Origin of the sequence: Desnuesiella massiliensis (genome assembly GCF_001403615.1) — a bacterium.
GTDB lineage: Bacteria > Bacillota > Clostridia > Clostridiales > Clostridiaceae > Desnuesiella > Desnuesiella massiliensis.
In genome coordinates this window covers 993160-1018836 of record NZ_LN879456.1, presented here as the reverse complement: position 1 = coordinate 1018836, position 25677 = coordinate 993160, and the positions used below count along the sequence as shown (strand labels likewise).

Sequence of the window (25677 nt, the reverse complement as noted above, 5' to 3'; positions counted from 1 at the left end):
ATGTTATTATTGCTCATAGAGGATTTTTTATTATTAATATAGAATTTATATAGCAGAGAGGTGAGTTCCATGAATATAAGAGAGAAGATTGAAAACAATGAAGGTAAAATTCTAATAAGTGGGGCTGCATTATCAAAAAATACTAAGGGAAGAGATAAAGAAGAATTATTAGATGAAGTCAGGACATGTTATATGATTGACAGAGATAGAATAATTCATAGTAAAGCTTTTAGAAGATTAAAGCATAAAACTCAAGTATATATAAAGACTTCTGGAGATCATTATAGAACAAGATTGACTCATACCTTAGAGGTAGCTCAAGTGGCTAAAACCATTGGGAAAGGCATAGGACTCAATGAGGATCTATTAGAAGCTATAGCGCTAGGTCATGATATAGGCCATGTGGCCTTTGCTCATAATGGAGAAGAGGTTTTGAATGAACTCCTACCTGGTGGCTTTAAGCATAATGAACATAGTGTGAGAGTATTAAAATATATAGAAAGAAATGGAGATGGGCTTAATTTAACAAAAGAGGTGTTGGATGGAATACTGCATCATAGTGGTTTTTCTAACAATAATCATAAAGCTATGACCTTAGAAGGTCAAGTGGTTAGATATAGCGATAAAATTGCTTATGTAAATCATGATATTGATGATTCTATAAGGGCAGGATTACTTAGGGAAGAAGATATTCCTATGGAGCTATTATATTCTTTAGGTAAAACTCATGGTGAAAGAATTGATACCTTAGTTAAAGATTGTATATATACAACCTTAGCTAATTTGGAAAAAGGAGTTTTTGAAGTAGCTTTGAGTAAGCATATTGGGGAAGCTATTGGCGATTTAAGAAGTTTTATGTTTAAAAAAATTTATTTAGGGCCTATACTAAGAGTAGAAAGAGACAAGGCTAAATTTGTGCTTTCTCAAGTATATGAATACTTTTTAAAGCATTATGAAGAAATGCCAGATATATATAAGAAAATAGTAGAACAAGAAGGTATTCATAGAGGGGTAACGGATTATATTGCAGGAATGAGTGATGATTATTGTCTTGTTTTATTTAATAAAATATACGTGCCAAAGTTTGTAATATATTAAGATAAAAGGAATAAAACTAAGGGTATTAGGGATAAACTAATACTTGAGAGGCTAAATAAAAAATTAATAAAAATATATTTTATGAAGGAATTTTTCAATTTATAAAGAATATATAGTTTTGAATAGAATTATAGATTTATTTGTTAAAAAATTTTAAAATAAAGAAGGAAAATAATGATTTGTGTCGAATATATTATTTCTTGTTGAAAAAATAACTATAAGTAAGTAAATTTCGATTTTAAACCAAATTTGGATTTATTTATTTAATAGATGGGTGGGAAAGCTCATTGAGAATACCAGAAGAACTAATAGAAAAAATTAAAGATGAAAATGATATAGTTGATGTTATATCAGAAAACATTAAGTTAAAACGTTCTGGGAGAAATTATTTAGGGCTTTGTCCTTTTCACAATGAAAAGTCACCTTCCTTTAGTGTATCAAGCGATAAACAGATATATAAATGCTTTGGATGTGGAGAAACGGGAAATGTAGTAACTTTCATCATGAAGTATAGAAACTTATCCTACATTGAAAGTATTAAGTATCTAGGAGAAAGAATTAATATAAATGTTGATTTAGAAAATAAAGATCCACGAAAAGATAGAAAGAGTCGTCTATATGAAGTCAGTATAGAGAGTGCTCGATATTTCTTTAATAATTTGCAGAAGCAAAAATATGCTAAGGAATATGTTGTTAGAAGAGGCATATCAGAAACTACTATTAGAAAGTTTGGGTTAGGATTTTCTTTAAATAGTTGGGATAGCTTATTAAAATTTCTGAGAATTAGAGGGTATAAAGAGCAAGATATATTTGATGCAGGACTTATAATTAAAAAAGAAAAAGGTGGATTCTATGATAGGTTTAGAAATAGAATTATTTTTCCTGTGTTTGATTATAAAGGCAAGGTAATAGGTTTCGGTGGAAGAGTACTGGATGATTCAAAACCTAAGTATTTAAATTCTCCTGAGACATTGATTTTTTCAAAAGGAACTAATTTATATGGATTAAATTTTGCAATTAAAAACTCAAATACTAGAACTTTTATCATAGTAGAAGGTTATATGGATTGCATATCTCTTCATCAATATGGTATTACTAATGTTGTAGCCTCACTAGGCACAGCACTTACTGTAAACCAAGCAAAGCTTTTAAAGCGATATGCAGATAAGGTCATTATTTCTTATGATGCTGATCTAGCTGGACAAATGGCCACTATAAGAGGATTAGAAATACTTAAAAACACAGGTTTTGATGTGAGAGTTTTAACAGTGCCTCAAGGAAAGGATCCAGATGAATACATAAGAAGCAATGGAAAAGAAGCTTTTATCAATTTAATAGATAAAGCATTACCATTGATTGATTATAGATTAACCAGAGCAAAGCAAGGAATAGACTTTAATAATGGAGAGATGTTAATAAAATATACAAAAGAAGTAACAGAAATACTGAAAAGTTTGGATTCAGTAGAAAAGGATGTTTATATAAAAAAGATATCTGAAGATACAGGGGTAAAAGAACAAGCTCTCTATGATTTGCTAAATAATGAAATTAATAAAATTTCAGTTAATAATGGAATGATAAAAAATGAAGAGAGTTATAATGTGAAATTATATGTGGAACCAGCATATTTGAAATCAGAAAGAAGCATATTAAAATTAATGCTGAGTAAAGAGGATTCTAATCTGGTAAGTAAAAATGTTAATAAAGATGATTTTATATTAGATTCTCATAAGAAAATATATGATTTAATTATAGAATATAGAGATAAGGTCAGTGAAGATATATATAAATATATAGAAGCAAGATGTGATGATGTAGAAAGCTCAAAGGAATGGATTAGTATAATTGAATTAGAACTATTAGATGAAGAAGTTGATAAACAAAAGCTTATAAAGGATTATTTGAATAACATAAAAAAATATAGGTTAGAGGAGTCGAAAAAAGAAATTATGCAGAAAATTAAGGAATATGAAACTAAAGGTATGATTGAAGAATCAGTAAAATGGGCTCAAAGACTAATTGAACTTCAAAAAGAAATAGGGAGGTGTTAAGGGGTATGACAGAAGGAGGAAAGAACATGAAAGATAAGGGAACTAAGATGGCCTTAGTGAAAAGACTTATAGAAAAAGGCAAAAAAAGTGGCACATTGACCTATAAAGAGATAATGGATGAATTAGATGAAATAGATTTGAGTCCAGAGCAGATAGAAAAAATTTATGAAGTATTAGAAACTATGGGCATTGATGTAATTGGTGATATACAAGATGAAATGACTGATGTAGGCGAAGATTTAGATTTATCCATACCTGAAGGAATTGCTATAGATGATCCTGTTAGAATGTATTTAAAGGAAATAGGAAAAGTTCCTCTACTTTCTTCAGATGAAGAAATACAGCTTGCTCAGAAGATAGAAGATGGAGATCAAGCAGCTAAAAAGAAATTAGCAGAAGCCAATTTAAGACTAGTGGTGAGCATAGCCAAAAGATACGTGGGAAGAGGAATGCTATTCTTAGATCTTATTCAAGAAGGTAATCTTGGACTTATTAAAGCTGTAGAAAAATTTGACTACAGGAAGGGATATAAGTTTAGTACCTATGCAACTTGGTGGATTAGGCAGGCAATTACAAGAGCTATTGCAGACCAAGCAAGAACCATAAGAATACCTGTACATATGGTAGAAACCATTAATAAACTAATAAGGGTATCAAGGCAGTTACTTCAAGAACTTGGTAGAGAGCCATTACCAGAAGAAATTGCAAAGATAATGGATATGCCAGAGGATAAGGTAAGAGAGATTATGAAAATAGCTCAAGAACCTGTATCTTTAGAGACTCCTATAGGAGAAGAGGAAGATAGCCATCTTGGAGATTTTATTCCTGATGATGAAGCTCCCGCTCCAGCGGAGGCAGCAGCTTTTACTATGTTAAAAGAGCAATTAATAAATGTACTTGATACATTAACTCCTAGAGAGGAGAAGGTATTAAGGTTAAGATTTGGATTGGATGATGGAAGAGCAAGAACCCTTGAAGAAGTAGGCAAGGAATTTAATGTAACTAGAGAAAGAATAAGACAAATTGAGGCTAAAGCCTTAAGAAAGCTAAGACATCCAAGCAGAAGTAAAAAGTTAAAGGATTATTTAGATTAGCACCTAATCGGTGCTTTTATTTTTAGCATTTCCAATATTTAAAAATTTAAATGGATATGCTATAATTACAGGCAAGAGGTGATTTTATGGAGGTCTATAAGCCAAAGCAGAGTTATGCCTGTTACTACATTTTAGGAGTATTGCTAATAGGAAATTTAACTGCTGCGATTATTGCACCCTTTACTAGTTCCTACATTATAGTAAATTTATTAAGAGTATTTATGATTTGCTATACCATATATTGCGTATACTATTTAATTTTGGCTCTAACAACAAATTACTATATAACAGAAGAGCAAATTAAAATCAAATGTGCTTTAAAATTAAGAAATACAACTATTAATTTTAAAGATATAAAGGCTTATTCAGTAAAACAAGGCATAATCAAAGGTGTAAAGCTTTCAGGTATAGGAAATAACAAGTTTGCCTTTGGGAAAACTATAGTTGATAAGATAGGGCTAACCAGTATGTTTGTAACCAATTCTTCTAGGACATTATATATAAAAACAGAGGAAATTAGCTATGGCATATCCCCTGAGGATTTTGATGCCGTAGAAAATTTACTAAAACAAAAAAATATATCTTTAGGAGACTTTGATTTCAAAATCAATAAAGATATAGAGCTGCATAAAGATAAAAGGTTTTTTATTCCTTTTATTATAGTGACTTTAATAATTTTGTTTATCACTATAAATCCTTTTGCTCTATATTTAACCCAAAAGTTACCTAGCAAGATGCCTTTAAGCTTTAATCAACAATTTTATCCTGTTGAATATGGTACAGGAAGACAATTTGCCTTTAGACAGATGGTTTATGGTGTATTAAATATGGTAATTTTATTTTGCATGTATTATACTTCTTATTTTCATGCTAAATATGATAAGCGATCTGCGTACAAGTATATTTACATTTCATTACTAATTTCTTTTGTTTTTTTACTAATTCAATTTAACATATTAATTCAATTTACATAGGAGATATTATGGAATTAAGTATAAGATTAAGTAAAATTGCAGAACTATTTGACAAATGCGATAAAGCCATAGATGTAGGAACAGATCATGGGTATATTCCTATATATTTAATTAAAAATAATTTATGTAGCTTTGTAATAGCCTCTGACATCAATAAAGGCCCTTTAGATAAAGCTAAACAAAATATACTTTATGAAGGTTTTAAGGACAGGATAGAGTGTAGAAAAGGATCAGGATTATCTGTAGTAAAGTCTAATGAAGTTAATTGTGCTATTATAGCTGGTATGGGAGGGAATTTAATTAGGGATATAATCCTTGATGACAAAGAAATATTTGATAAATTAGAATACTCTATACTGCAGCCAGTGCAAAATCCAGAAGTGCTTAGAAAATTTTTATATGAGCAAGGTTATGCTATTATAGATGAAGAGTTATGTTATGAAGAGGATAAATATTATGAAATAATTAAAGTTAGACATGGCAATTTGAAGCGTGAGGATTTAAAGGAAATAGATAAGGAAATGGATTATGAAATAAGTCCACTGCTTTGCAGAAAAAAACATCCTCTTATTAGAAATTTTATTGAATATAAAATTAATAAATACATGGATATACTGTCCTATATAAAGGAACCTAGTGAGAATGCAAGTATGAGAAAGAGTGAGATAGAAAATAAAATAACTCAGTTAAAGGAGAGATTAAAATGTCTTTAACAGTAAGAGATATAGCTAATTTTATGGAACAATTAGCTCCTTTAGAGTTAAAGGAATCCTATGATAATGTGGGACTTATGGTAGGTAACCCCGAGGATGAAATTAAAGGAATTCTTGTAGCTTTGGATTGTACTTTAGAAGTCATAGAGGAAGCTAAAGATAAGGGATTAAATTTAATTTTAACTCACCATCCTCTGTTATTTAAGAAACCTTCAGTAGTAACTACAGAGAATTTGCAAGGTAAAAAAATAATAGAATTAATAAAAAATAATATTAATTTATATAGTAGCCATACTAATTTAGATTCTGTAGGGGGAGGGATGAATGATACTATATTAAAACTATTGGGCTTTGATAGCTTTAAGATACTAGAGAAAAGCAAATTACCTGCCTTTAAGGAAAATTCAGGTATAGGAAGAATAATAGAATTGGATTATGAGATAAAACTCGAAGAATTATGCCAAAGGATTAAGGAGAAGTTAAATCTTAAGTTTTTAAGAATATCTAAAGGCTCTAAAGAATCTTTTAAAAGTATTGCTATAATTAATGGTAGTGGACAAGATTATTTTGAAATGTGTAAAAAACAAGGAGTAGAATGTGTTATTACAGGAGATACCACTTATCATTATGTCAGCGACTATAGAGAAATGGGAATGACTATTATTGATATAGGGCATTTTAATTCAGAATGGCCAGTATTTAAACTTTTAGCTAGAAATTTAGAAAAGTACTTAGAACAAAAAAAATCTTTAATAAAGCTAGAGTATTCTTTAAAATGTGAGGATCCTTATGAGATAAAGTAAAAATTGGAGTTTATTCCTTAAGTTTTATTTGCATTTAATATATTTATGTGATAATATATATTTTGCGAGTAAGCCAGACAATCGCTGCTGAATTTATTTCAGGAGAGGAAAGTCCGAGCTCCATAGGGCAGGGTGCTGGGTAACCCCCAGTGGAGGTGACTCTAAGGAAAGTGCAACAGAGATATACCGCCAGAAGCTTCTCAGGAAGCTGAGTATAGTTTAACTATCTGGTAAGGATGGAAAGGGGAGGTAAGAGCTCACCAGCGCATTGGCGACTTTGCGGCTATGTAAACCCCACCTGGAGCAAGACCGAATAGGAAGACAAATGGAGCTGCCCGCTCCGTCTTCGGGTGTGTCGCTGGAGTCTATTGGTAACAATAGGCCTAGATAGATGATTGTCAAATACAGAACTCGGCTTACAGACTTGCTCGTACCATAGAATTAAGCACTCACTTTTAGTGGGTGTTTTTTATTTAAAGAATTGTGGCAAAGGGACGTTTCGCTTGCCACATTATTTTTAAAATTTAGTTATAGTTTATTATTAATAGTAGTGATATTATAATTCATATAGAAATCATTATAAGGAGGAGTAGTTATGATATTATCAGGTTTAGAAATAGAAAATAGGTTAGGGAAGGATATATTCATTGAACCTTACAATAAATCTCAGCTAAACCCTAATAGTTATAATTTAAGGTTACACAATGAACTGCTAGTTTACGAAAATACTGAGCTAGACATGAAGAAAGAAAACAAGGCAAGAAAGATTATTATACCTCCTGAAGGAATAGTGTTAGAGCCTAATAAACTGTACTTAGGCAGAACCATGGAATATACTAAGACTGAGAACTTAGTGCCTATGTTAGAAGGACGATCTTCGGTAGGGAGATTAGGGCTTTTTATACATGTTACTGCAGGCTTTGGAGATGTAGGTTTTTCAGGCTATTGGACTCTAGAGATATTTTGTATTCAGCCTATAAGAATTTATGCAGAAGTTGAAATATGCCAAGTATATTATCATAGCATAGAAGGACAGTATGAGAAGTATTCTAGCGGAAAATATCAAAACAATAATGACATTCAACCTAGTCTGTTGTTTAAAGATTTTAAATAATAAAGAGATGTCTCATAAACGAGACATCTCTTTATTATCTTCTTCCAGTAGTATCATTACCGGGATTTTCTAAGTCTTTATCGTCTTCAGGATCTTTATTTCCTCCAGGATTTTTATCGTCTCCAGGTGGTTTGATGTCTGGCTTCTTAACTGGCACTGTATCATCTAAATCCTTAGGTGCTACATATTTTTGATCAGCTAAATTTACGCCAGGAACATAATCCCTTTTAATGAAAACTCTTGTTTCAATAAGCTCTGGAGGAGTATTTTGTGTAGCTATTTTACCATTTGATTTATTTATTTTTACTTCCACATGAGTATCACAAAGCGCTGTAGGAGCAGTGCCATCAATAAACATTTCTTCTCTTACTCTGCTTCCTCTTGGATCCTTAGCACATAATTCCGTAGCTATTTTACCAGAATCTATGCATATAGCGACCTTTTGTATGCCTTGAGGCATAGGAATATCTTTTACAGCTAATCCTTCATGGGCCTTTGCCATAATTTTAGACCATAGTGGGGTAACAGTCATACCACTACCAAGTCTTTCGCCATTTCGTCCTTTTACTTCGGAAGGTAAGTCATTTCCTACCCAAATAGCACAGGATAAATAAGGAGTTAAACCAGAAAACCAAAAATCCTGATTATCATTAGTAGTTCCAGTTTTACCTGCCACAGGCATATCACCAAATTTAGCTGGGGCTGAGCTATACCCAATTACAGGTCCCTTTAAAAGGTCATACATTATATAAGCGCTTTGAGGAGATAATATCTTTTTCTGAGTTACTTTATTTTCAAGAATAACTTTACCAGTTCTATCAACTACCTTGGTATATAGTATAGGATCGGTATACATACCATTATTTCCAAAGGTTCCATAGGCTGCTGCCATATATAAAGGATTTGAACCATCTAAATCCTTTGGATCATTATTGAATTGGCCTAGGGCTAAGGTAGCGATACTAGTTTTGGAATTTTTATTAAACTTTAAACCAAATTTCTCTCCGTAAGCTATGCCGTTTTTTATTCCAATCTGATCTTCAAGCTTTACGGATACAAGGTTTATAGACTTCATTAATGCTTCTCTTAAAGTTACATATCCTTTAAAATCATTAGTCTCATTTTTAGGATTATAACCAGCATACTTTTTAGAAATACCCTCTGGTAGCGGTGAATCTTCTACCACTGTTCCAGCAGTAGCTAATTTTAAGTCTATAGCAGGTCCGTAAACCGTAAGAGGCTTTATAGCAGAACCTGTAGATCTTAAAAAATTGTTTGAGGCAGCTCTATTATAAGAATAGGGCTTTTGATTACCTCTACCTCCTATGATAGCTTTAACTTGTCCTGTATGATAATCCATAACCACTGCAGACATCTGAGGCTGGATTACTCCATCTTTATCTACATATTCTTTAATGTTTATATATTTTGAGGCATTATTTAAAACCTCTTGAGCATTATCTTGCACACTTTTATCCATGGTGGTATATATTTTTAATCCACCATTCATTACTAATCTGGATACTTCACTGTCTGAATATTTATATTGCTTTTTTAAATCCTCCATAACCTTATCTACCACTAGTCTAGAAAACCACTCATAATTATATTTATTGTTTGTCTTCTGAGGTGTAAATTTCAGTTCACCTTTATCTACATCCTCAATAGCCTTATCATATCTGGCCTGATCGATATAGCCATTCTCTAGCATTTTTGATAGAACAGTTTTCGTTCTATTAAGGTAAATGGAAGGATTCTTTTTTGAAATTACAGAATACTGATAATAACTAGATGGACTTTGTGGTGCACCAGCCAAGAAAGCACATTGAATTAAGCTTAACTGCTTTGCTGACACTCCAAAGTACTGATAGGAAGCAGCTTCTACACCGTAGGAATTACCACCTAGGAAAATTGTATTCATATAAGCCTCAAGTATTTGATCCTTATTTAATTTCTTTTCTAATTGCATAGCTAAGTACATCTCTTGAACTTTTCTCTTAATAGAAACTTCCGGAGTAAGCAGTGTATTTTTTAATAATTGCTGAGTTATAGTTGACGCTCCATGGAGTCCATTTTTCTTGGTTATTACATTCTTAACATCTATATATACTGCTCCTAGTATTCTTTTAAAGTCTATACCATTATGGGTAGGGAATCTTTCATCCTCTATGCTTACGAAAGCATTTTGTAAATCCTTTGGTATATCACCATTTTTAATTGAAACAATATATCTTTTTTCTCGAGTTATTACATCGTCTATAAATTCCTTGCTGTCACTGTAAATTGCAGATTGCTGATTAAGGGAAAGTATAGAGTTTACATCTAAATCTGGGGCAGTCTTTATTATAGCTAGTGTAATCCCAGCTAATGTAATCCCTGATATCAAAAATAAAAATAACAAAACAATGAGTATGGTTTTAAAAACCTTAGTTTTCTTCTTCTTTTTACTCTTTTTATTATGTTGAACCATAGATTCCTCCTGTAAGAAAAATAAATATAATAAACAAACTTTTATTTCAAAAGTAATTTAAAAAATATTATATCATATTATAGCATATTATTAAATGATTGCACTATAAATATGTATTTAATGGGGTGAGGAAGATTTTGAGAAAAAAGAACTATAAAAAAAGATTTTTAATAATTCTGGTATTGATCATGATTCTATTAAATATATTTATATATGCTTTTGATAAAATAATTATGCCTACAGTTATAGTGGTTTCTGATGCGGAGATGAGATCGAAGGCTATAGAAATAATTAACCAAAATATAATGGAAATATATTCAAAAGAATTTAATTATGAAGACTTTATAAAGCTTGAGAAGGATGAAGAAGGAAATATAACTTTGCTTAAGGCTGATACTATAAAATTAAACCTTATTGCAGCAAAGGTAGCATTAAAATCTCAACAAGATTTAAAAAATCTGGGTACCATAGGTATAGAAGTTCCCTTAGGCCATATGTTTAAGAATAATATATTAGCAGATATAGGCCCTAGGGTAAAAATTAAAATGCAACCAATTGGACATATTGAAACTATGTATTCATCAGACTTTGAAAGTGCAGGCATAAACCAGATCAGACATAAAATATACATTATGGTAAAGACTAAAATCAGGGTGACTATACCCTTGGATAGTCATGATATTGAGGTTAAAAATGAAATTCCAGTATGCGAGACTATAATAATGGGCAAGGTTCCTAATACTCTAGCAGATTTTAACTTTGATAAAATCAAAAATATAATACCTAATTAAAAATAGTGAAAAATCAAAAAAGGTGCTTGCTAGCACCTTCCTTCAAGTATAAATACTATTAACTTTCCCAATTAAATACATAAGGTATATTTCTGTAATAATCTCCGTAATTCAATCCATATCCTACTACAAATACATCTTCAATTTCAAAACAACAATAATCAGGTTTTAAATCTACTTTTCTTCTTTCAGGTTTATCTAATAATACGCAGGATTTTACTGAATTTGCTCCTAGTTTTTTCACATGATTTATTACAAATTGCATTGTTATTCCGGAATCTACAATATCATCAACTATTAAAACATCATATCCTTTTATATGGTCTGGAATATCATTAATTACTTTAACTATTCCAGAAGTCTCTTCTCCATGACCATAACTTGAAGTTGTCATAAAACCAATTTTTACAGGGGCATCTATTTTTCTAACTAAGTCTGCTGCAAAAATAAAGCTTCCTCTTAAAAGAGATAGCACATATAGATTTTTGCCTTCATAGTCCTTAGAAATCTCAGCACCTACTTTAATTATTCTCTGAACGATTTGTTCTTCACTTATTAGTATATTACGCTTTTTATCCTCCATTGTACGCCTCCAACCTTATTTACAATATTGGTTTTATAGTATAAAATTATATGAAAGTTGTCAAGTATATATAGATAGGGAGTTTAGAATAATAATTAAATATACTTTGATCTTGTAAGGGGTGTATAGATTTGATATATGGTAATATCGAAGGTGTTAAAAAGAACTTTTTAAAGCAATTAGAAGAATTGTATGAAATAAAACTACCTAAGTATTTGATTTTAGATGAAAAAATTCTAGATACTATAGTAAATATAAGCAATTCATTGGAAAGAGAAGTAAGTGTAGCTATAGATAGAAAAGGAAATATAATAAGTGTAGCCATAGGGGATAGTACATCAGTAGAGATGCCAATGGTTGATATTAAAGAAAAGAAACTATCGGGCGTAAGAATTATTCATACTCATCCCAATGGAAATTCAAAGCTTTCAGCTTTAGATAATTCAGCTTTAATTAAATTAAAGCTTGATTGTGTAGTAGCTATAGGGGTGATGGAAGGAAATATTATCGATGTAAGCATGGGTTTTTGTGATATTTATGATAATAACTTAACCTATGAGAACACAAAGCCTATGAATATAGAAGAGATGATGAGCCTTAATTTTTTAGATAAGGTTCATCATATAGAACAGATAATAAGCCAGAACTTTATTGAAGAAGAACAGGGAGAAAAGGCTATTTTAGTTGGAGCAGATACGGAAGAGAGTTTAGATGAGCTAGAAGAGCTTACCAAAGCCTGTGATATTCCCGTATTGTTTAAGGTTTTCCAAAATAGAAACAAAATCGATGCCGCCTATTTTATTGGTAGTGGGAAAGTTGAAGAAATTGCTTCTTTATGTCAAGCCTATAGAGCAGACATAATAATCTTTGATGATGAATTATCTGGTTCTCAGGTAAGAAATTTAGAGGAAGCTACAGGAGTAAAGGTTATAGATAGGACCACATTGATACTTGAAATATTCTCTAGGAGAGCTAAAACTAGAGAAGCTAGGATTCAAGTAGAGTTAGCTCAACTAAAATATAGGCTTAACAGGCTTTCAGGCCTTGGAGCCGTACTTTCAAGAACTGGAGGAGGTATCGGAACGAGAGGGCCAGGAGAAAAGAAATTAGAAACAGACAGAAGGCATATTAAGGAAAGAATATATGATTTGTCAAGTGAGTTAGATAAGATTAAAAGAACCAGAGAAACTCAAAGAGAGAGAAGAACTAAACAAAACATACCTCAAGTATCTTTAGTAGGATATACAAATGCGGGCAAATCAACCTTACGTAACAAGGTATGTGAGGTAGCAGTATCTAGGGATTTAATGCAAAAGGATAAGGTTTTTGAGGCAGATATGCTATTTGCCACCTTAGATACTACCACAAGAGCAGTAACGTTACCGGATAATAGAAATATTACACTTACAGATACTGTAGGGTTTGTTAGGAAGCTCCCTCATGAATTAGTAGAAGCCTTCAAGTCTACTTTAGAAGAGGTTATATATTCTGATATACTTGTTCATGTAGTAGATTCATCTTCACCAAATGTTCACGAACAAATTCAAGCGGTAGAGGAAGTTTTATCTGAACTTGGAGCTAAAGATAAGTATACATTATTGGTATTTAATAAAATAGACAAAATAGATGAGGAAACCTTAAAGAGACTAAATGCAATTTATGAATCAAGCAATATTGTTAATATTTCTGCTAAATTGGGAGAAAATCTAGACGAATTGCTTATGACCATATCAAAAGCACTGCCTAATAAGGTAAGAATTATTGAGGTATTAATACCTTATAATGAACAACAACTAGTAGCTTTCCTCCATAGGAATAGTAATGTTCTAGAAGAGGAATATAGAGATATGGGAACTTTCTTAAAAACAGAAGTAGATGATGAGGTATATAATAAAATTGAAAATTATATATTCTAAGAGGCCTAGTATTTATTTAAAAGGTGTCAATAAATTTTAAAGATATAACTTAAAAAATGCTTAATATAAATTATTAAGCATTTTTTATATACCTGGATAAGTTATTTAAGGCTTTTTAGTTTTCAATAAGAATTATAAGATAAATATATAGAAATAATAAGAAGAAGATCTACTAGCACAGAATAAATATTTTTGAAAGGTGGTAAAAAGCTATGGATAAAGTATGTCCCTTATGCAATGAAATAATTAATAAGGAATTTATTTGTGAAAAATGTCATAGGCACATGGAGGATTTCGGAAGAATTGAGCAATACTTAGATCCTTATAGTGCAGATATGCCCATAGAAAATAGAAATGGGTATTGTTGTCATTTATATAAATGTAGGAATTGCGATTTTACAAAAAAAGTAAATTTTAAAGAGGTTAATATGTAATTTGTAAAGGTTTCCTGTATAATATTTTTAATTAGTCAAAAATATTATTGATTTATGAATAAATTAATAATAATATGTTGTACTAAATGAATATATTATTATATAATATATTTTAAGATTTGTATAAGGCTTATAAATAAATTATTACTTTAGAAGGTGGGGGGTAGAATGGAAAGAACAATTGCTCAATATCAAAAGGCTTTTAATACTATGATTGACAACTTAAAATCTAATGATTCCGTTTTAGCTGTGATGGTTTTTGGAAGTATGGTAACAGGAGATCTCTGGGATGAGTCGGATATAGACCTATTTGTAATAGTAAATAGCAAATCTAATAAAATAAGAAACATATTCACAGAAGAAAAGGATGTACCTGTTCATATAAAACTTATGAATAAGGAGAAATTTCTTCAACTGCACGAAAGCGATTTAAGGGGCGGATTTATACATAGGATTTTTGCTTCTTCGAGATTAGTTTTTTCAAAAGATATGGAAGTGACCAATAGGTATAATAATGGAAGATATTATCCAGATATTGATAAAGAAAGATGGAATATGGTTTATCTTGGAAGCGTTATAAAAAGTATAGGCATATGCAAAAAATATCTATCTAACGACGGTATATACACTGCATATACTATGGTTATTAAAGCACTAGAAGACTATGCAAGACTTTATGTTAATTGCTCTGGTTATATGATAAGTAAGGATGCGGTGCCTATGGCTATGAACTTAAATGATTCCTTTAAAGATGTAGTAGATAACCTATTTTTTGAAAAAGCTAATATAAAGGAAACTATTGAGGCTACTATAGAATTTTTACAAAAGGGCGTTGAGAAACTTATTAAGCTTTCAACTAACGTGCTAATTGAATTTATGAAGGATAAGGATAAATTTCTAAGCGCAGAAGATATAAAAAGCGATAGATTATTTGAAAATTTTGATATAGAAATTGAAGATATATTGAATGAGCTTTGGAAAAGGAATATAATAAAAAAAGAGAGCAGGGAATATAGAATAGAAGAAGGAAAGAGCATAATAAAAGAAAATGTTTATTTTATATAAATAAGATACCCTATTTAGGGTATTTTGTTTTTTAAGGGGTAGTATGCTATGAAAAAATATAGTATAAGTTTTAAAGAAGAAATTCCTAAATATATTCAGCTAGAAAGACATATAAAAAATCTTATTGATGAAGATGTGATTAAGGATGGTGAAAAATTACCTTCTATCAGGGAATTAGCTTCATTTATAGAAGTTAATAATGTTACTATTGTTAATGCATACAAGAAGCTTCAGCAGGAAGGATATGCTTATTTAAAAATGGGCAGCGGTACCTATGCAAAGAGAAAGGAGCCAATAAGAAAGTTTAAAAGAGAATATGCAGATACTTTTAAAAAAGCTTCTGCAGGGAGTTTAAAAGACATAATTGATTTTAGCGGAGAAAGTGCTAGCAGTGTTTATTTCCCTGTAGAACAATTTAAGGCTGTGTTAAATGAAGTCTTGGACAGAGATGGAGCAGAAGCATTAGTATATCAAGATATTCTAGGTTATTCAGGGCTAAGACAATCAATAAATAGTGTATTTTGGAGCGATACCTTAAATGATGAAGATATATTAATAGTTTCTGGGGCACAACAAGGTATTGATATAGTTTCAAAGGCTTTGATAAATGTAAATGATAACGTAATAATAGAAAAACCAACTTATAGCGGAGCTTTAACTGTATTCAATTGGAGAAGAGCAAATATTTTTGAAGTAGAGATGTTAGAAGATGGGGTGGATTTAGAAAAATTTGAAAAAATACTTAAAAAAAATAAAATTAAGTGTTTTTACACTATGAGTTACTTTCAAAACCCTACAGGACTCAGTTACAGTTTAGAAAAAAAAATAAAATTATTAGAACTAGCTAATAAGTATAATTTTTTTATCATAGAAGATGATTATTTATCGGAATTGATTTTTGATGAAAATATAAAATATAGCAGTTTTAGAAGTTTAGATCAAAATAATAGGGTAATCTACATTAAAAGCTTCTCTAAAATATTTTTACCAGGCATAAGAATAGGATATATGATTTACCCTGAAAAATTTAAGGAATCTATCCAAAGTTCTAAAGTAAATACTGATATCTCTACCTCTAGCTTGATGCAAAGAGCTTTAGATCTTTATATTAGAAAAGGCTATTGGGATAAGCATATAGCTCTACTTAATGAGGAATATAAGCACAGATACTTTATTATGGAGAGGTTATTAAAAAACAAATTAAACTATTTTACAAGTTTTAAAAGCCCGGGAGGGGGACTTAATTTTTTTCTAAAGATTAATGATAAGGAAAATTTAAACTGTAGAGAACTTTTTTTAAAGGCTAAAGATAAAAACTTGCTTATAACCCCAGGAACAATTTTTTTCAAGAACCCTTTGGAGGGAGATAAATATTTTAGAATAGGCTTTTCTCAAACTAATGAAATCTATATTGAAAAGGGAATCAAAATATTAGAATCCATATTTATGCATCTTTAAAATTCGTAAGTTTTAGAAAGGAAGAACTATGAGTTACATAACTATTAAAAAAGAAGGAAGAGGAGAATTTGAAGAAAAAAGATCCTTATTCATAGGTAATTGTAAAAGAGTCTCCACAGAGGAGGAGGCAAGAAATTTTATAAATGAAGTTAAATCCATGCATAAAGAAGCTAGGCATAATGTATATGCTTACGTAATAGGAGAAAATTTAGGAATTCAAAGATATAGTGATGATGGGGAACCTCAAGGAACTGGCGGAATTCCAGTATTAGAGGTAATTAAAAAAAATGGCATTACAGATTGTGTGGTAGTGGTAACGAGATATTTTGGAGGCATACTTTTAGGTACAGGTGGCTTAACTAGGGCCTATTCTAAAGGAGCTAGCTTAGCCATAAAAGATGCAGGTATAGTAGAAAAGGTAAAGGGAGTTAAGCTGAAAATAACCCTTGACTATGACTTATTAGGTAAGGTTCAGTATTTGTGTGGACAAAATAATTGGTTCGTTACAGATATGGAATATACTGATAAAGTTACATTATGTATTATCAGTGAAATTTCTATATCACAGGAAGTCATTGCAGAGATTATAGAAAGTACTAACGGTAAAGTGGAATATTTCGTAGAAAAAGAAGGTATTTACTTTAAACAAGGCTATGAGCTTTTTGAAGAGATATAACTATATTGAATATATTTAAATTTGTATGTTATAATATTTTAGAACTTTTTGTAAAGTAAACTTTAATCGAAAGTTAGGAGGAAATTTTATGTCAGGACACTCAAAGTGGCATAATATACAAGCTAAAAAAAGCAAGGTAGATGCTAAAAGAGGAAAGATATTTACTAAAATAGGAAAGGAATTAGCTGTATCAGCAAAAAATGGAGGATCTAATCCAGAAACTAATTCAAAATTAAGAGATGTAATAGCGAAAGCTAAGGCTAATAATATGCCTCAAGATACTATTACGAGAGCTATTAAGAAGGGTGCTGGAGAAATGGACGGAGTAAACTATGAAGAAATAGTTTATGAAGGATATGGTCCAGCAGGAATTGCAGTGATAGTTGAGGTGCTTACAGATAACAAGAACAGAAGCGCAGGTAATGTTAGACATGCGTTTACGAAACATGGTGGAAACATGGGTTCTACAGGTTGCGTTTCTTTTATGTTCCAAGGGAAAGGACAATTAGTAGTAGAAAAAAATGATAACATAGATGAAGATGAATTGATGATGATGGCCCTTGAGTCTGGAGCAGAGGATTTTTTCTCAGAAGATGAAGTTTATGTTATAACTACTTTACCTGAAGATTTTGGTACTGTAAGAGAAGCTTTAGAGTCTAATGGATTGGAATTTCTTGAAGCAGAATTAAAGAGGATACCTGATACATATACTGCAATAGATGAAGAAACAGCTACTAAGTTCCAAAAGATGCTAGATGCCTTAGAAGATGATGACGATGTGCAAGAGGTATACCATAATGCTGAATTCCCAGAAGGTTGGGATGAGTAAGGCGTAGCAACGGTTTAAGAGTTTATGGTTTAGAAATTTATGACGACATTCGTTTTTTGACCATTCCATTACAATATATAACACTTCTAAATGTATGTAAAAATACATTTAGAGGTGTTTTTATTTTATGGAGCTATTTTGCTTGAAACAATGAAACTTGTACTTTATTAAAACAGGACATAAAGGATAGAGTAATTCTATAAAATTAGTATATGGAATACTATCAAATAAGAGAATCGGGTCAAGATATTGATTTTGTTATAGCAGAAGAAGATAATTTTCTAATAATATCATTTGAAAAATTAATGTTTTTAAAGGATAACGGAATAACTATTGATGATTTTGAGTATGTAGGAAAATGTGATTCTGAGTGTCCGGAATGTGATGCGGAAGGATTTAGTGTCTGGCGTAGGGATATAGGATTCATCGAAGATGAAAACATTTTCGCTTTCCACTTGGATGCAGCTGATGAAATATTGGATTTCGCTATATACTGGTGTAATAAATGTGGCAAGTGAACTACTTATATTGAGTAATGCATTATTCATATTAAGTGCCGTAAGTTCAATTTTACGTCGCTTTTGATAATTTTTACGACTTAGCTAAATAAGTTCTAAAGGCGAAATAGAGGAAGGATAAGGCTTTTTTATTTTGCCTAGAATAAAGAAAGTATGTGATACAGTGAAAATATGTTTTTAGAATTAATAAAAATTAGTTCTGTATTATCCTTATTTTGTAGCAGTAAAAGTCTATCTAAGAAATGACAATAAAGGCATATGGATAGAAACACAGTATTTAGATTATGATAAGTGTTTAGAATTAAAGAATAAGTTAGGCAGCTTATCTTGGAGTATTAAGGAAGAGTAGTGAAGGCAGCTTAGGGGCTACCTTCTTTTCTTATTTGTCTTTGGGATACATTCTATTATGCTCATAATCCCTATTATAAACAGAACTAGCATTGCCATAATATCTACCTACCTACCATCATAAATTATTTATTATATTATATGCTGCAGTTAAGGTTTAATTAACTTTAAAGTGTTACATAATATTCTTAGAAAATAAATATAATTCTATCATAAGTAAGAAAGGATATTTTTATCATTATAAGGCAGCTCTTGGGTTAAAACCTAGGGGATGATTTTTTTATTTTTAAGAGGATTTTCACAATAGGTGTTGAATAATTTTGTGGGAATAATTATAAAATATAAAAATAAATAACAAGTTGATTTTGGAGGTAAGTTAATATGCAAGTAAGATTGCTATCAATTGAAGATTATGATGAAGTGTATCAATTATGGACAAACACAAAAGGGATGGGCATGCGTAGTTTAGACGACTCCTATGAGGGAATAGAAAAATTTTTGAGAAGAAATCCTACTACAAATTTCGTTGCTCAAGTTAGAAATAAGATAGTGGGAGTAATATTATGTGGTCATGACGGAAGAAGAGGATATATTTATCATACAGCAGTTAATCCCGATTATCGTAGAAATGGGGTTGGCCAAAATCTAGTAAATGCAGCTTTAAAGGCTTTAAAGGAAGAAGAAATAAATAAAGTTGCACTTGTTGTATTTAGTTCGAATGACTTAGGAAACAAATTTTGGCAGTCACTTAGATTTCAGGAAAGAGATGACTTGATTTATAGAAATTTAAGTATTAATGAAAGCAACGATTAATATATATTAATGTAGAAATTTTTTAAGTTTGAATTACCTCAAATTTGAGGAAGTTGAATTTTTTGAAGTTATTCTAAATGTATTGAAATATAATAATCAATAATGATATATACATTTAGAAAAGTGTTGAAAATACTAGTGGATTTTTACATCATGATATTGAAAATCTTGGGCTCTACGTCCACCATGAGGTATACCATAATGCTGAATTCTCTGAAGGATGAGATGAATAACTCTTATTAATAATTACCTATAATAGGTATAACAGTAAGTTTAAATGGACATAATATCCAATGAGGAGTGATATTATGTTACGTAAAAAAAATATTTTTATATTTATTTGTGGTTTATTATTAGTTTTCAGTACTTTTTTTATTAGCTATAATATTAGTGCTAATTATTTAAATAATTCTCAGAGTAAAGATGAAGAGAAGAACACCTATAATCAGCTTTCTAGTGCTGATATGATAAATGATAATGCAAAGATAGTCTTAAGAACAAAGAATTCTACTAATGGTAAAGTTGAGGAAGTAGGGAAGCTTACTGTTTTTGAGTTGAAGGAAAAGTTAGGTAACAAAATTCAAAAGTCTACCTTAGAGGATTTTTATGCAAAGGAAGGGTATAAGCTTTATTCCTTTGACAAAAATGAAATAATATTTATTAAAGAATCATCTGGTAATTTTGAGGCAAATAAATATTACTTAGGTGTAGAAAATGGATTTATAGCAATTTTTAAGAGCGATAATGATGGTAAGTTGATTATTGAAGATAGAGTTAACGACGTAACTAAAAAATCTATTGAAAGCTTACCTGAGGGAGATAGAAGAATTTTAAGAAACTATGAGTTAAAATTTAATACCAAAGAAGAAGCGGAAGAACAATTAACAGAGTTTCAATCATAAAAAAACCCTTTGAGCTAAGGCTTGAAGGGTTTTTTGCTCTAGTATAGTATACACAAAACTAATGTTCTTGAATTATTTTCTTTTAAATGATAAAGTATTATATAGACTTTTAATATAGATGTGCTGGGGGTGAACTAAAATGTATGAATATATTAAAGGCACTTACGTTGGTATAAATAAAGATTATGTCATAGTGGAGTGCGGTGGAATAGGTTATAGGGTATATACTTCTGGAAGTACTATGTCCGAAATGCCAAAGATTAACGATGGTGTAATTTTGTATTTAGAACAAATAGTAAGAGAAGATTTTATAGGATTATATGGATTTTTAACTAAGGACGAACTTAATATGTTCAAACTCCTTCTCACTATCAATGGAATAGGTGCAAAGGCGGCCCTTTCATTGCTATCTATAGCTACAGCAAATAACCTTAAGTATGCTATACTTCAAGGAGAGGAGAATATTTTAACTAAAGCTCCCGGAGTGGGTAAAAAAACTGCTCAGAGAATAATTTTAGAACTTAAAGACAAGATTAAACCAGAAGAATTGATTAACTTTGCAAATGAGGATGAAAATCCATTAAATAATAGAAGTATTATAAATTTAAATGAGGCTTTGGAAGCTTTAATAGCCTTAGGCTATTCTCCTAAAGAGGCTGAAAAGGCCATAAGTCGTTGTAGTAAAGAAGAATCTTTAGAAGATATAATTAAAGAATCTCTAAAATATTTAATGGGCTAAATTTAAAAATTTTATCTGCATATTTTAAGAGGGGATTTAAGATGGATAATAGAATCATAACAGCTAATGCTGTAGAGGAAGATGTAAATAGCGAATATAGTTTAAGACCACAAAAGCTTGGGGAATATATCGGCCAAGATAAGGTTAAGGAAAGGCTTAATATATTTATCCAAGCCGCTCAAAGTAGAAGAGAAGCTTTAGATCATGTTTTACTTTATGGTCCTCCGGGGCTAGGCAAAACTACTTTAGCTAATATAATTGCAAAGGAAATGAAGGGAAATTTAAAAATCACTTCTGGACCTGCTATAGAAAGAGCTGGGGATTTAGCAGCCATACTTACAAATCTACAGGATAATGATGTTTTATTTATTGATGAAATACATAGATTAAATAGAAGTGTAGAAGAGATACTATATCCTGCTATGGAAGACTATGCTCTAGATATAATAATTGGAAAAGGAGCTTCGGCAAAATCCATAAGATTGGATTTATGCCAATTCACTTTAATAGGTGCAACTACCAGAATTGGACTTCTTACTTCTCCCTTAAGAGATAGATTTGGAGTGCTTTGTTCTATGGAGTTTTATACAGAAGAGCAACTTAAAGAGATTATAGTACGTTCTTCAGATATACTAAATTGTGGTATCAATGAACAGGGTGCCTTAGAAATAGCAAGAAGATCTAGGGGAACCCCTAGAATTGCTAACAGGCTTTTAAAGAGGGTAAGAGATTATTCTCAGGTAAAAGGAAACAATATTATTGATTATGATATAGCTAGATTTGCCTTAGAATTGTTAGAAGTGGATAATGAGGGCTTTGATAGAATAGATAATAAAATTTTAGAAGCCATTATTGATAACTTTAATGGTGGACCTGTAGGTATAGAAACCCTATCCTATTTTATAGGAGAAGAATTAGACACCATAGAAGATGTATACGAACCTTATCTTTTACAAAAAGGCTTTATAATAAGAACTCCAAGAGGAAGAGTAGCTACAGAAAAAGCATATAAGCATTTAAATAGAAAAATAATAAATGTACAGGAAGATAATAAGGATTTAAAACAATATTCAATATTTGATAAAGGATTATAGACGAAGAAGGTGTTATTTTTGAAGGTTCATGATTTTTATTTTGATCTACCAGAAGAGCTTATAGCGCAATATCCTCTTGAGGATAGATCTAATTCTAGGCTGTTAAGATTAAATAAAGATACTGGAGAAATAGATCACGGTGTATTTAAACACATAGTTAAATATTTAGAATCAGGAGATACCATGGTATTGAATGATACTAGAGTGCTACCTGCAAGGTTGATTGGAGAAAAAGAAGGCAGTGGTGGAAAAATAGAGTTTTTGCTATTGAAAAGAATAGAGGGGGATATTTGGGAGACTCTAGCTAAGCCAGGTAAAAAGGCCATACCTGGAAAGCGATTTTCTTTTGGTCACGGAAAACTCACTGCAGAGATACTAGAAGTAAAGGAAGATGGAAACAGAATAATTAAGTTTTATTATGATGGGATTTTTGAACAGGTTCTAGGAGAGCTTGGACAAATGCCTTTACCTCCTTACATAAAAGCTGCCTTAGAGGACAAGGAGAGATATCAAACGGTGTATTCGAAAGAAAGCGGGTCTGCGGCAGCTCCCACAGCAGGACTACATTTTACTAAAGAGTTATTAAAAGAAATAGAGGATAAAGGTGTAAATATAGTGTATTTAACTCTTCATGTAGGACTAGGTACTTTTAGACCAGTAAAGGTAGAAAATATAGAGCAGCATAATATGCATGCTGAGCACTATGAATTAAGTGAGGAAAGCGCAAGAATAATTAATGAAACAAAGAAAAAAGGAGGAAGGATTATTGCTGTAGGAACAACCTCCTGTAGAACTTTAGAGACCATAGGTAATAATGAAGGAGAAGTAAAAGCACAAAGTGGATGGACGGATATTTTCATATATCCTGGATATAAATTTAAGATTGTTGATGCTCTTATTACAAATTTTCATTTGCCTGAATCCACGCTGATAATGCTTGTTAGTGCCTTAGCGGGACAAGAAAATATAATGAAAGCTTATAATATGGCTGTAAAAGAGAAATATAGATTCTTTAGTTTTGGGGATGCTATGTTTATAAACTAGGGAATGAGTTAAGAATTAAAGGAAGTGAATATATGTATAAATTATTGAAAAAAACAGGTAAAGTAAGAAGAGGAGAATTTCATACTCCTCATGGAGTAATACAAACTCCTGTTTTTATGAATGTGGGGACTTTGGCTGCTATTAAAGGAGCTGTTTCCTCTATGGATCTTAAGGATATTGGATGTCAAGTAGAGCTATCTAATACCTATCATTTGCATTTGAGACCAGGGGATAAAGTAGTAAAGCAAATGGGGGGATTACATAAGTTTATGAACTGGGATAGACCCATATTAACAGATTCAGGTGGGTTCCAGGTTTTTTCTCTTTCTGCCATGAGAAAGATTCAAGAAGAGGGAGTCTACTTTAACTCTCATATTGATGGTAAAAGAATATTTATGGGACCTGAGGAAAGCATGCAAATTCAAAGTAATTTAGGGTCTACTATAGCCATGGCTTTCGATGAATGTATACCAAACCCTTCTTCTAGGGATTATGTAGAAAAGTCAGTAGCAAGAACTACAAGATGGTTAGAAAGATGTAAAATTGAGATGGATAGGCTTAATTCCCTAGATGACACTGTTAATAAGAAGCAGATGCTTTTTGGTATAAATCAGGGTGGGGTTTATGAAGATATAAGAATAGAGCATGCTAAGACTATCTCTAAAATGGATTTAGAGGGCTATGCCATAGGAGGATTAGCAGTAGGTGAAACCCATGAGGAGATGTATAGAATAATTGATGCGGTGGTACCATTTCTTCCTCAAGATAAGCCTATATATTTGATGGGAGTAGGACTTCCAAGTAATATACTTGAAGCAGTTTCAAGAGGAGTAGACTTTTTTGATTGTGTTCTGCCTGCGAGAAATGGAAGACATGGTCATGTGTTTACTAAAGAAGGAAAGATAAATTTAATGAATGCTAAGTACGAGCTTGATGGAAGCCCTATTGATGAAGGCTGTGAATGCCCTGCCTGTAAGCACTATACAAGAGCTTATATAAGACATCTTTTTAAAGCAAAAGAAATGCTTGCTATGAGACTTTGTGTATTGCACAATTTATATTTTTATAATAAACTAATGGAAGAAATAAGAAGCGCTATAGATGGCGATTATTTCGAAGATTTTAAGAATGAAAAGCTTTCCCAATGGAATGGAAGAGCTTAAATTATAGGAAGGAGGATAAATATGCAAAATATACTAGTTAATATTCTACCAATAATATTAATGCTTGGACTTTTCTATGCTATTATTTTTATACCAGAAAGCAAGAGAAGAAAGAAGTATAATCAGATGCTTGAAGATTTAAAGGTAAATGATGAAATTCTAACTAGGGGAGGCATAATCGGGAAGGTCATAACTATTAAAGATGATTATGTAATCCTAGAATCTGGTCCAGATAGGGCTAGAGTAAAGCTATCTAAACAAGGAATATCAAATGTTATGGCTCAAAGTACTGATACTGAGTCAAAGTAAGCAATATAAATTTATAACATTGGAAATAGAAATATTATCTGAATAAAGTAATAAAACACTCCCTAGCTACATAAATAATTAAACATAGGGGGTGTTTTTATGAACAATATTGAAAATATTACTAAAATAAGCAAGGGGATTCTTAGAGCAGTAATATTAACTATAATAATGTTAGTGATCTATGCAATCTTTATGAGTTTTGTAGATACTAGTGAGAAAACAAATTCTGTAGTATATCTAGTGATAAGTTGTTTAAGTATCGTATATGGCGCCATGTTTGCTTCTAAATCCATAGGCAAGCGAGGCTATATAGTAGGGATTATTGTGGCCTTTATTTATATGATCATAGTTACTCTCATATTTTTAATTGGAAATGGTAGCAATTCAATACTCAACATGGTTACACTATACAAATTTATGATAGCAATGGCCATAGGTGCTTTATCTGGAATGCTTGGAATTAATATATAGAAACTCTTTATTTGCATAAAATTATATGTTATAATTTAGTAGGAAAAATATGAATGGAGGAATGTAGCAATGAAACATATCAGAACAATAAACAAAACAAATATAAAGAATAGCCTAAGCAAGCCAGGATGCAAAGAGTGTGCTAACTCCTGTCAATCAGCATGTAAGACTTCATGTACAGTAGCTAACTTAGCTTGTGAAAACTAG

The 25677-nt window shown here is 31.1% G+C and carries 26 protein-coding genes and 1 other RNA gene; 25 read left to right on the top strand and 2 right to left on the bottom strand.

Features of this window, described 5'->3' with window-relative positions:
• Positions 1–69: 69 nt before the first annotated feature.
• From BN2665_RS15705 to dcd, 8 genes are all read left to right on the top strand, one after another.
• Positions 70–1098 carry a deoxyguanosinetriphosphate triphosphohydrolase gene (locus tag BN2665_RS15705; RefSeq protein ID WP_055668040.1) on the top strand — a complete coding sequence of 343 codons (1029 nt, stop codon included), beginning with the start codon at positions 70–72 and terminating at the stop codon, positions 1096–1098.
• A 287-nt stretch (positions 1099–1385) separates the two neighbouring features.
• On the top strand, positions 1386–3149 hold the full coding sequence (gene dnaG, locus BN2665_RS15700) for a DNA primase (RefSeq protein ID WP_055668039.1): 1764 nt from the start codon (positions 1386–1388) through the stop codon (positions 3147–3149).
• A gap of 5 nt (positions 3150–3154) precedes the next feature.
• Positions 3155–4243, top strand: coding sequence for an RNA polymerase sigma factor RpoD (gene rpoD / locus BN2665_RS15695; protein ID WP_055668038.1), 1089 nt, complete (start codon positions 3155–3157; stop codon positions 4241–4243).
• Between the two features lie 86 nt (positions 4244–4329).
• The gene (locus BN2665_RS15690; RefSeq protein ID WP_055668037.1) at positions 4330–5217 is read left to right on the top strand and encodes a PH domain-containing protein; all 888 of its coding nucleotides are present in this window, start codon (positions 4330–4332) and stop codon (positions 5215–5217) included.
• A gap of 8 nt (positions 5218–5225) precedes the next feature.
• Entirely contained in the window at positions 5226–5930 is a 705-nt protein-coding gene (locus tag BN2665_RS15685) for a tRNA (adenine(22)-N(1))-methyltransferase (protein WP_055668036.1), read from the top strand.
• Positions 5921–6733, top strand: a complete 813-nt coding sequence (locus BN2665_RS15680; RefSeq protein ID WP_055668035.1) for a Nif3-like dinuclear metal center hexameric protein — start codon at positions 5921–5923, stop codon at positions 6731–6733. The genes BN2665_RS15685 and BN2665_RS15680 overlap by 10 nt, the downstream gene beginning before the upstream one ends.
• Positions 6734–6798: 65 nt before the next feature.
• Positions 6799–7168, top strand: an RNA gene (gene rnpB / locus BN2665_RS17580) — RNase P RNA component class A.
• 160 nt (positions 7169–7328) lie between these two features.
• On the top strand, positions 7329–7847 hold the full coding sequence (gene dcd / locus BN2665_RS15675; RefSeq protein ID WP_055668034.1) for a dCTP deaminase: 519 nt from the start codon (positions 7329–7331) through the stop codon (positions 7845–7847).
• 34 nt (positions 7848–7881) lie between these two features.
• Here the strand turns inward: dcd and BN2665_RS15670 are convergent, their stop codons facing one another.
• On the bottom strand, positions 7882–10317 hold the full coding sequence (locus BN2665_RS15670) for a transglycosylase domain-containing protein (protein WP_055668033.1): 2436 nt from the start codon (positions 10315–10317) through the stop codon (positions 7882–7884).
• 137 nt (positions 10318–10454) lie between these two features.
• Between BN2665_RS15670 and yunB the strand changes: the two genes are divergently transcribed.
• Positions 10455–11108 carry a sporulation protein YunB gene (yunB, locus tag BN2665_RS15665; RefSeq protein WP_278335899.1) on the top strand — a complete coding sequence of 218 codons (654 nt, stop codon included), beginning with the start codon at positions 10455–10457 and terminating at the stop codon, positions 11106–11108.
• A 58-nt stretch (positions 11109–11166) separates the two neighbouring features.
• On the opposite strand, the gene hpt is transcribed toward yunB, so the two are convergent.
• Positions 11167–11691, bottom strand: a complete 525-nt coding sequence (gene hpt, locus BN2665_RS15660) for a hypoxanthine phosphoribosyltransferase (RefSeq protein ID WP_055668031.1) — start codon at positions 11689–11691, stop codon at positions 11167–11169.
• A gap of 131 nt (positions 11692–11822) precedes the next feature.
• On the opposite strand from hpt, the gene hflX reads away from it, so the two are divergent.
• The 16 genes from hflX to scfA all read left to right on the top strand — a co-directional run bounded on the left by hflX (position 11823) and on the right by scfA (position 25677).
• Positions 11823–13607 carry a GTPase HflX gene (hflX, locus tag BN2665_RS15655; protein WP_055668030.1) on the top strand — a complete coding sequence of 595 codons (1785 nt, stop codon included), beginning with the start codon at positions 11823–11825 and terminating at the stop codon, positions 13605–13607.
• 212 nt (positions 13608–13819) lie between these two features.
• Positions 13820–14041 carry a hypothetical protein gene (locus BN2665_RS15650; RefSeq protein WP_055668029.1) on the top strand — a complete coding sequence of 74 codons (222 nt, stop codon included), beginning with the start codon at positions 13820–13822 and terminating at the stop codon, positions 14039–14041.
• A gap of 168 nt (positions 14042–14209) precedes the next feature.
• On the top strand, positions 14210–15106 hold the full coding sequence (locus tag BN2665_RS15645) for a nucleotidyltransferase domain-containing protein (protein ID WP_055668028.1): 897 nt from the start codon (positions 14210–14212) through the stop codon (positions 15104–15106).
• Between the two features lie 48 nt (positions 15107–15154).
• Positions 15155–16564 (top strand): MocR-like pyridoxine biosynthesis transcription factor PdxR, encoded by a 1410-nt coding sequence (gene pdxR / locus BN2665_RS15640; protein WP_055668027.1) that lies wholly within the window; start codon positions 15155–15157, stop codon positions 16562–16564.
• A 28-nt stretch (positions 16565–16592) separates the two neighbouring features.
• A complete protein-coding gene (locus tag BN2665_RS15635; RefSeq protein ID WP_055668026.1) occupies positions 16593–17240 on the top strand; it encodes a YigZ family protein in 648 nt (215 codons plus the stop codon).
• Positions 17241–17328: 88 nt separating this feature from the next.
• On the top strand, positions 17329–18069 hold the full coding sequence (locus BN2665_RS15630; protein WP_055668025.1) for a YebC/PmpR family DNA-binding transcriptional regulator: 741 nt from the start codon (positions 17329–17331) through the stop codon (positions 18067–18069).
• 212 nt (positions 18070–18281) lie between these two features.
• Positions 18282–18587: a hypothetical protein gene (locus tag BN2665_RS15625; RefSeq protein WP_154674963.1), complete on the top strand. Its 306-nt coding sequence runs from the start codon at positions 18282–18284 to the stop codon at positions 18585–18587.
• 729 nt (positions 18588–19316) lie between these two features.
• Positions 19317–19748 (top strand): GNAT family N-acetyltransferase, encoded by a 432-nt coding sequence (locus tag BN2665_RS15620; protein ID WP_055668024.1) that lies wholly within the window; start codon positions 19317–19319, stop codon positions 19746–19748.
• 308 nt (positions 19749–20056) lie between these two features.
• Positions 20057–20650, top strand: a complete 594-nt coding sequence (locus tag BN2665_RS15615) for a hypothetical protein (protein ID WP_055668023.1) — start codon at positions 20057–20059, stop codon at positions 20648–20650.
• A gap of 139 nt (positions 20651–20789) precedes the next feature.
• Entirely contained in the window at positions 20790–21389 is a 600-nt protein-coding gene (ruvA, locus tag BN2665_RS15610; protein WP_055668022.1) for a Holliday junction branch migration protein RuvA, read from the top strand.
• A gap of 41 nt (positions 21390–21430) precedes the next feature.
• Entirely contained in the window at positions 21431–22483 is a 1053-nt protein-coding gene (ruvB, locus tag BN2665_RS15605; RefSeq protein WP_055668021.1) for a Holliday junction branch migration DNA helicase RuvB, read from the top strand.
• Between the two features lie 18 nt (positions 22484–22501).
• A complete protein-coding gene (gene queA, locus BN2665_RS15600) occupies positions 22502–23527 on the top strand; it encodes a tRNA preQ1(34) S-adenosylmethionine ribosyltransferase-isomerase QueA (RefSeq protein ID WP_055668020.1) in 1026 nt (341 codons plus the stop codon).
• Positions 23528–23559: 32 nt separating this feature from the next.
• Positions 23560–24690: a tRNA guanosine(34) transglycosylase Tgt gene (tgt, locus tag BN2665_RS15595; protein WP_055668019.1), complete on the top strand. Its 1131-nt coding sequence runs from the start codon at positions 23560–23562 to the stop codon at positions 24688–24690.
• Between the two features lie 21 nt (positions 24691–24711).
• Positions 24712–24999: a preprotein translocase subunit YajC gene (yajC, locus tag BN2665_RS15590; protein WP_154674962.1), complete on the top strand. Its 288-nt coding sequence runs from the start codon at positions 24712–24714 to the stop codon at positions 24997–24999.
• A 99-nt stretch (positions 25000–25098) separates the two neighbouring features.
• Positions 25099–25470, top strand: coding sequence for a TIGR04086 family membrane protein (locus BN2665_RS15585; protein WP_055668017.1), 372 nt, complete (start codon positions 25099–25101; stop codon positions 25468–25470).
• Positions 25471–25539: 69 nt separating this feature from the next.
• Positions 25540–25677 carry a six-cysteine ranthipeptide SCIFF gene (gene scfA, locus BN2665_RS15580; RefSeq protein ID WP_055668016.1) on the top strand — a complete coding sequence of 46 codons (138 nt, stop codon included), beginning with the start codon at positions 25540–25542 and terminating at the stop codon, positions 25675–25677.

Excerpts from the sequence above, each read along its gene's own strand:
- BN2665_RS15620 (WP_055668024.1), top strand. The coding sequence starts at position 19,317 with ATGCAAGTAAGATTGCTATCAATTGAAGATTATGATGAAGTGTATCAA.
- BN2665_RS15670 (WP_055668033.1), bottom strand. The coding sequence starts at position 10,317 with ATGGTTCAACATAATAAAAAGAGTAAAAAGAAGAAGAAAACTAAGGTT.
- BN2665_RS15625 (WP_154674963.1), top strand. The coding sequence starts at position 18,282 with ATGGAATACTATCAAATAAGAGAATCGGGTCAAGATATTGATTTTGTT.
- BN2665_RS15645 (WP_055668028.1), top strand. The coding sequence starts at position 14,210 with ATGGAAAGAACAATTGCTCAATATCAAAAGGCTTTTAATACTATGATT.
- BN2665_RS15690 (WP_055668037.1), top strand. The coding sequence starts at position 4,330 with ATGGAGGTCTATAAGCCAAAGCAGAGTTATGCCTGTTACTACATTTTA.
- scfA (WP_055668016.1), top strand. The coding sequence starts at position 25,540 with ATGAAACATATCAGAACAATAAACAAAACAAATATAAAGAATAGCCTA.
- BN2665_RS15680 (WP_055668035.1), top strand. The coding sequence starts at position 5,921 with ATGTCTTTAACAGTAAGAGATATAGCTAATTTTATGGAACAATTAGCT.
- dcd (WP_055668034.1), top strand. The coding sequence starts at position 7,329 with ATGATATTATCAGGTTTAGAAATAGAAAATAGGTTAGGGAAGGATATA.
- hpt (WP_055668031.1), bottom strand. The coding sequence starts at position 11,691 with ATGGAGGATAAAAAGCGTAATATACTAATAAGTGAAGAACAAATCGTT.
- yajC (WP_154674962.1), top strand. The coding sequence starts at position 24,712 with ATGCAAAATATACTAGTTAATATTCTACCAATAATATTAATGCTTGGA.
- BN2665_RS15635 (WP_055668026.1), top strand. The coding sequence starts at position 16,593 with ATGAGTTACATAACTATTAAAAAAGAAGGAAGAGGAGAATTTGAAGAA.
- ruvA (WP_055668022.1), top strand. The coding sequence starts at position 20,790 with ATGTATGAATATATTAAAGGCACTTACGTTGGTATAAATAAAGATTAT.
- BN2665_RS15705 (WP_055668040.1), top strand. The coding sequence starts at position 70 with ATGAATATAAGAGAGAAGATTGAAAACAATGAAGGTAAAATTCTAATA.
- BN2665_RS15685 (WP_055668036.1), top strand. The coding sequence starts at position 5,226 with ATGGAATTAAGTATAAGATTAAGTAAAATTGCAGAACTATTTGACAAA.
- rpoD (WP_055668038.1), top strand. The coding sequence starts at position 3,155 with ATGACAGAAGGAGGAAAGAACATGAAAGATAAGGGAACTAAGATGGCC.
- BN2665_RS15585 (WP_055668017.1), top strand. The coding sequence starts at position 25,099 with ATGAACAATATTGAAAATATTACTAAAATAAGCAAGGGGATTCTTAGA.
- BN2665_RS15630 (WP_055668025.1), top strand. The coding sequence starts at position 17,329 with ATGTCAGGACACTCAAAGTGGCATAATATACAAGCTAAAAAAAGCAAG.
- pdxR (WP_055668027.1), top strand. The coding sequence starts at position 15,155 with ATGAAAAAATATAGTATAAGTTTTAAAGAAGAAATTCCTAAATATATT.
- BN2665_RS15615 (WP_055668023.1), top strand. The coding sequence starts at position 20,057 with ATGTTACGTAAAAAAAATATTTTTATATTTATTTGTGGTTTATTATTA.
- ruvB (WP_055668021.1), top strand. The coding sequence starts at position 21,431 with ATGGATAATAGAATCATAACAGCTAATGCTGTAGAGGAAGATGTAAAT.
- BN2665_RS15650 (WP_055668029.1), top strand. The coding sequence starts at position 13,820 with ATGGATAAAGTATGTCCCTTATGCAATGAAATAATTAATAAGGAATTT.
- tgt (WP_055668019.1), top strand. The coding sequence starts at position 23,560 with ATGTATAAATTATTGAAAAAAACAGGTAAAGTAAGAAGAGGAGAATTT.